Below are 6,545 nucleotides of genomic sequence, written 5' to 3' on the forward strand. Positions count from 1 at the left end.
CTTCGCTCAGATGAATAATAAGGTACTTAGCTTTTACTAGTAGTTTTTAATGCAAAGATGTAGTTTGAATGAAGATGTTGAATTTTTTGTTGCTATTTGCGGAATTTTCTTAGGTAATATCTTTTTAATCAATGAAAGTAGGAGCTAAAATGTCACTTGGACAATTTTAGCTCCTACTTTTTTAAATTATTATTTATCATCGTATCTGTCCATTTCTATGAGAATTATATGTATAGCATTCTAAACGAATGACTATAATGTAAAAAAGACAAAGGTATCTAATGAGGGAGTTAAACATGACAGAAAATAGTTTTATCCAAAAGGTAAAAGATAGTTACTTTGAAGAGTCAACGATTAAGCTCGATGAATTAAAGAAGATGCTGAAAGAAGTCATGCCTGTGGAAGGATATGTAGACGCTGAAATGTTCGAAGAGGATGGAGTCATGACCTTTGTTTTTAAGGACTATTACAATGAAGATAAGTGGGATGCAGCAGACTTACTTTGTAAGTTAAAAATCAATTCCGAAGGAATCATTCAAGTTGTTGAACACGATATTCCTCCTTACTTTAATGATATAAATAAGAAAATAGCTCTATTACTCTCAGGTCTTGTTGGGAAGAAGTTAAATTACAAAGTGAAAGATGACCACATAATCGAACCACTTGAGCCAGTAGTTGATTATTTGTATGACGTAACAAAGGTTTAACAGATCTGATCTGAAGCTTATTTATGTAATGGCAATAACGCAAGAACTAGATTGATTGATGTTTTACATTATCGTGAATAACCTAGGGCATAGGAGGGCAAAAAATAGGGAAGTCATTCCGGTATGGATGACTTCCCTATTTTTTTGCCCTTTGACTAGACTTGGAGATGCATTTGATATATAATAAAAAACGAACGCATTTTACTTGATTCAATATAATATTCCTTACTTATACTATACCACAAAGACTGTAGGAATGTCAAATGGTTTTCTCGAAATTCTTTTGTTTAGGAGCGTGATCCAATGGACAGTTACCAAGAAAATCATCAAGAGGAGATTGAGTATCTTAAGAAGACATTAGCCTTTATCGAAGAAGAAGTGAAAAAGGAAGAGAAAAATTTAGAAGAGAAGAAGAGTGATTTAATATCTGCCAAAAAGGATATGTATGAAAATAGCGTTCATATTTCGAGCGATTTTGAGAGTCTTGTCGATATAAACTTGCATCTTATGCAAGTCAATAATCATATTTCGGGTTACGACACAAGGCGTATCAAGAACCTCAAGAAAATGATAAACTCACCTTACTTTGGCCGCTTTGACTTTATAGAAAAGGGTTTTAATGAAAAAGAAAAGATATACATTGGACTTTACAATTTAATGGATAGAAATACAGGTGAAGTCTACGTCTATGACTGGCGCGCACCTATTTCAAGTGTATTTTATAGATATGAACTAGGTGAAGTCACGTATGACACTCCGGCAGGGATTAGTCGGGGAGATGTGTCTTTGAAAAGGCAATATCAAATTCGAGACTCACAGCTTAAATACTTTTTTGATTGTAGTGTTAGGATTACCGACGAAATACTACAGGAAGTACTAAGTCATAATACTTGCGCCAAAATGAAAAATATTATCGAAACGATTCAAAAGGAACAGGACGTAATTATTAGGGATAGGGATCATGAGCTCTTAATCGTACAAGGTGTAGCGGGTAGTGGAAAAACATCGATTGCTCTGCATAGGATTGCCTTCCTGCTTTATGAGGGGCTTAATACCAATCTGCGGTCTAAGGATGTGATCATAATATCTCCTAACTCAGTTTTTAGTCACTATATTTCCAGTGTCCTTCCTGAGCTTGGAGAAGAAAACGTAAGGCAAAGCATCTTTGACGATTTAGTTTTAGAGGTTTTGCAGGGCAGGTTTGGTAAAGAAACAAGGGAGATGCAGCTTGAAGCCTTGATCCATTCCCGTGTGAAGATTGGTGATGACTGTCGGAAGAAAAGCATTGATTTTAAGGGTTCGAGGGTATTTAAGAAAATTCTCGATAGGCTTTTATGGCACTACGCCCATCGGATTATTGAATTTGAGGATGTCTATTATAACGGAACAATTCTAGCGACCAGGCAGCAGCTAAAGAACCGTTTCCTACACAATGAAATTGGTATTCCAATGGCAAAACAGCTCAAAAAAATCGAGACGATCATTTTACAGAAGGTTCACCCATTACAGAAAAAGAGACTCAAACGTTTAGAAAAGATTGTGGAAAAAAGTGAAGGACATGAGTTTGAAATAAAGTCCTTCAGCCGCTTGTTAGCTATTAAACAAGCTGTGGCTTTTCGGGAACGTATTCAAAAATTTACGAAGGTTGATTATGGAGACTTGTATAAGCTGCTTTTCGCAACCCCCGGGCTTTTGCTCAAGTTGTCGCAAGGTCTGACCCTTCCAGACAGTTTTGAAGAAATTGTTTCAACAACTCTTCAACATCTACGAGAGGGGCAAGTGCACTATGAAGATTACGCTCCGCTTCTTTATCTGAAACTGAAAGTTGAAGGAAATGATGTGGTTTCTGGTATTAAACATGTGGTGATTGATGAAGCTCAAGATTATACTCCTCTGCAATACGAGGTTTTTAAGATGTTGTACGATAATGCAACCTACACTGTTTTGGGAGACATACGTCAAGCAATTGAAAAACCAATAGACTATTCACTATATGACGATGTTTCTGAGATACTCAATAAAGGTAAGACGATTAAGCTGTCTTTAAATAAAGGGTATAGGTCAACCTGTGAAATCAATTCCTTCACCCAGAAGCTGCTTGGTGAAGATAACCAACATGATTATTGTTCTATTGAACGGTATGGTGAGGAACCTAAGGTTATTCAGCGAGAAACATTAGAGGGAATCGATCAGTCCATCATAGCAGACATAGGGAATTATACCGAGCAAGGGTATGAATCCGTAGCCATCATATGTAAAACTCAAGAAGAGGCAGAAAGGGTGTTTAGTCGCTTGAAAAAATCTGTGCAACTAACCCTTGTTAAACCTCAAGACGGGGAAGTTATAAAAGGTGCTCTAGTCATTCCAACTTATATGGCAAAGGGATTAGAATTTGATGTTGTGATCATCTACGATGTTAATAAGGAGAACTATGTAAGTGATTTTGATAGACAATTACTGTACATTGCCTGTACACGAGCACTCCATCGACTGGTTATTTATCACCAAGGGGACAAAAGTCCCTTGATTTGATAAATAGAAACCTGAGAAGGCAAATCGCAAAGTGGCGATACAATAAGCTCGAATGACGGTATTCTCGATATTGAAAGGCTAGAAAACTAGAAAAGAACTGAAAAGAAGCGAAACGAACAACGAAAAATAGACCATCTGATTGGATTTTGAGAATCCAATTAGATGGTCTATTTTATTTGAAGCATTTTCACTGCGCCTATGGGGAGGGATGATTATGAAAAATCCTTTAAAAATAGATATTCTTTCGGGTCAAAGGCAAAGTATTATTAACCCCCTTCGTAAACAAGAATTGATGGAGATCAAGATTGCCAGAATGGAAAGACGCGGCACTGGAGTTAAGATAGAGACGCCACATGCGAATAAAAGTTTCATCCTTGATTTTCATGATTAACGGAAGGGAATTCTCGAAATTTTGGATCCAGTGTTCAAGGGTTTTAGTGTAGTGCTCACGAAGGCTTTCAACGTCTATGAGGTAGAAGCTGTTAGCGGCCATTAGTGCAACCAATTCCTGTATTGTAGGAATATATCCGCCAGGGAAAATGTATTTCTTAATCCAACTGTTCGTCGGAGATTCTTTATATGCTGTGATGCAGTGCAGGAGAGATACTCCGTCTTCATTTAATAGGGATTTTACAGTAGAGAAATAATCATTGAGATGTTCCTTTCCTACATGCTCAATCATCCCTACGCTTACCACCCGGTCAAAAGTTCTACCTTCTAATTCTTTGTAGTCTATGAGTTGGACTTCAACCAGATCTTGTAATCCTTCATTTTCAACTCTGTTAAGGGTTTTAGTGTATTGTTCCGAACTCAGGGTAATACCGAGAGCTTTAGTCCGATAAATTTTGGCTGCAGTAAGAATAAGTTCTCCCCATCCACAACCGATGTCGAGTAGAGTTTGACCGGGCGTTAAATTTAGTTTGCGCAAAATATGTGTGACTTTGTTACGTTGAGCCTGAAGCAGACTATCTTCAGGGGACATAAAATAAGCGCAGGAGTAGGTCAAAGTTTCATCTAACCATAATCTAAAAAAGTCGTTTCCAATGTCATAGTGAAATTGAATATTCTCTATATTTTCCTTGATATTGCTTGTAAATACTTTAAATAATTTAGTGTAGCCGTTTTTCTGGTGAAGAAAGCTATCCTGATTCTTATAAATAGATTCAATGACTTTTTGGACACTTCCCACAACATCAAACTTCTTTAGCATATACCCTTCGCCAAATGCCATATGAGGGTCACTAATCATTTTTAATTTTGGAATAGGCTTATTAAAATTAATACGAAACTGCGGATATCCCACACCATACTTAATAAGCTCATCATCCCAGAATTTAACTTCACAAGGATCGGAAAATAGGTTTTTCATTAGATGCTTGTAAAATAATTTGTCAATATCCATTTTCTGCCTCCCTACATATTCTCAGGCTCTCCCTCTGGATTTGAGAGATAGTCCATAATATGCATAGCTTGGCTTAATTGGGACTAATGGATAAAATCTTAAAAAAAGCTAAATTAAGTTCATTGCCTTGTATCATTGTAATTGTATTAAGAATAAAGGATTGACAATATACAGTCGAACTGTATACAATAATACTATACAGTATAAATGAATAGTCTTATTGTATACAGGAGGCGTTTTATGAACCTGGAAAAGTTTTTACCACTAACAGAAACTACTTTTTATATCTTGATGGCTTTGACAGAACCAGGGCATGGCTATGCAATCATGAATAAAGTGGAAGAACTGAGTGGCGGAAAAGTAAGAACAGCAGCCGGTACCATGTATGGAGCAATTGAAAACTTAATCAAGCAAAAATTAATTAAGGCAGTCCCTTCGGAGGATAAACGAAGAAAAGTTTATCTTATTACAGATGAGGGAAAGCAGATTTTACAACTGGAGACTGAAAGACTTAAACATCTGGTTCTTGTAGCCCAGAATCATGGTTTCTAATCTAAAAGGGAGGACTTGGAAAATGAGAAAATTTAAAGTGTTTATTGATATTGATGAAGAGGAAAAATTCTTAAGAGAAATGGCAGAAAAGGGATATATCTTTAAGAAGTACTCCTATTTTGGATTCTACCATTTTGAACCAGCAAAACCACAGACATTGAATTACCGTGTGGATTATAGAATGTTTGGCATCGGCGGAAACCCAGAGTTTTTGAATTATGTTGCAATGTTTGAAGATGCTGGTTGGAAACATGTTTATGGGACAAAGATCAGTGGCAGTCAGTATTTCCTTCCTCAGCATGACGAAGAAGTTAATGACATCTTTTCTGATTCTGAATCTAAGAGGCAAAGATATATTAGATTGTATCAGCAATGTATAGTAAGCTTAGCTTGTGCAATTATTTACTTTATAGCTGTATTGGCAATAAATAACTTCAATCTATCAAGTTATTTATTCCAGACACCTGGCTTATGGGAGATGGGAGGTACTAAGTTTTGGAGGGCATTCTGGTTTGAATTTCCCTTTATGCTACTTCGTCTAATACCAATTTTGATCTTTACAACAGGTGGACTCTGCTATGCTATCTGGGCAATAAAGGCGAAAAAGTTGTTCGAAAATAAATATTAGATTTCCTCGATAATGATTACGATAGTGAGGATTTTGTCAATGTACCTATTGATTAAGTAGTTACATCTCAGAGATACGGATGTACAAATCCGATAATTTAAGGAGCCCTCTCTTTAGAAGGCTCCTTAAATATTGGAGACTTAATTCAACACCACTTGTACAAGCATGACCAAAGTTTACGTCGTCTATTACGCCCCAAAGCATGTTAGATTCGATCCTCTTGCTAAGTGGTCTGAAAGTTTACTAACTTATTTTTTGGATTAAGATAGAGGCATCTGCGTTGCTTACTGTTCCGCCTGCAAGAGTCTGTAGGGTAGTCGCGGCTGCACTAGTATGGTTTCTCAAGGTTAAAACATCACCAGCAGCAGCAGTAATAATTACCATACCTGGGTTCGGTTGAGTGCCTGCCCCTGAGCCGTAGGTGGCACCAGCAACAGGAACGCCATTTTGGAAGAGTGTAAACTGGTTTGGTTCAACACCTGCAACGTTGAACCATACAGAATAGGTGCCTGCAGTACCGAGGATAATTGGAGCAGTGCCCGGTGCATGGGCAATGCTACCTACAATTACTCCGTTATCACTAAATAATACATCCGCTTCTAACGGTACGACTTGAAGGCCTAAATTATAAATATAAGCAAATTCTGCTAACCCTGTCCCGGCAGCGCCGGTAGCACCAGTAGTACCAGTAGCACCGGCAGCGCCAGTAGCGCCAGTAGCACCA

The 6,545-nt window shown here is 37.4% G+C and carries 6 protein-coding genes; 4 read left to right on the top strand and 2 right to left on the bottom strand.

Translation table 11 applies throughout. The features are described from left to right. Window positions 1-296 precede the first annotated feature (296 nt). On the top strand, window positions 297-707 hold the full coding sequence (locus tag DP73_RS03525; RefSeq protein WP_034597426.1) for a hypothetical protein: 411 nt from the start codon (window positions 297-299) through the stop codon (window positions 705-707). Window positions 708-1,010: 303 nt separating this feature from the next. Next, window positions 1,011-3,239, top strand: a complete 2,229-nt coding sequence (locus DP73_RS03530) for a UvrD-helicase domain-containing protein (protein WP_034597427.1) — start codon at window positions 1,011-1,013, stop codon at window positions 3,237-3,239. A gap of 226 nt (window positions 3,240-3,465) precedes the next feature. Here DP73_RS03530 and DP73_RS03535 read toward each other — a convergent pair whose 3' ends face one another. Beyond that, complete coding sequence (locus tag DP73_RS03535; RefSeq protein WP_034597430.1) at window positions 3,466-4,641, bottom strand: cyclopropane-fatty-acyl-phospholipid synthase family protein; 1,176 nt, start codon at window positions 4,639-4,641, stop codon at window positions 3,466-3,468. 240 nt (window positions 4,642-4,881) lie between these two features. Here DP73_RS03535 and DP73_RS03540 point away from each other — a divergent pair, with 240 nt between their 5' ends. Together DP73_RS03540 and DP73_RS03545 are read left to right on the top strand one after the other, a co-directional pair. After that, window positions 4,882-5,193 (top strand): helix-turn-helix transcriptional regulator, encoded by a 312-nt coding sequence (locus DP73_RS03540; RefSeq protein WP_034597431.1) that lies wholly within the window; start codon window positions 4,882-4,884, stop codon window positions 5,191-5,193. Between the two features lie 22 nt (window positions 5,194-5,215). Further along, on the top strand, window positions 5,216-5,821 hold the full coding sequence (locus DP73_RS03545; protein ID WP_034597432.1) for a DUF2812 domain-containing protein: 606 nt from the start codon (window positions 5,216-5,218) through the stop codon (window positions 5,819-5,821). 243 nt (window positions 5,822-6,064) lie between these two features. Here the strand turns inward: DP73_RS03545 and DP73_RS23310 are convergent. Beyond that, the coding region (locus DP73_RS23310; RefSeq protein WP_034597433.1) for a hypothetical protein at window positions 6,065-6,545 on the bottom strand (481 nt) is incomplete at its 5' end.

This window comes from Desulfosporosinus sp. HMP52 (assembly GCF_000765145.1).
Classification (GTDB): domain Bacteria; phylum Bacillota; class Desulfitobacteriia; order Desulfitobacteriales; family Desulfitobacteriaceae; genus Desulfosporosinus.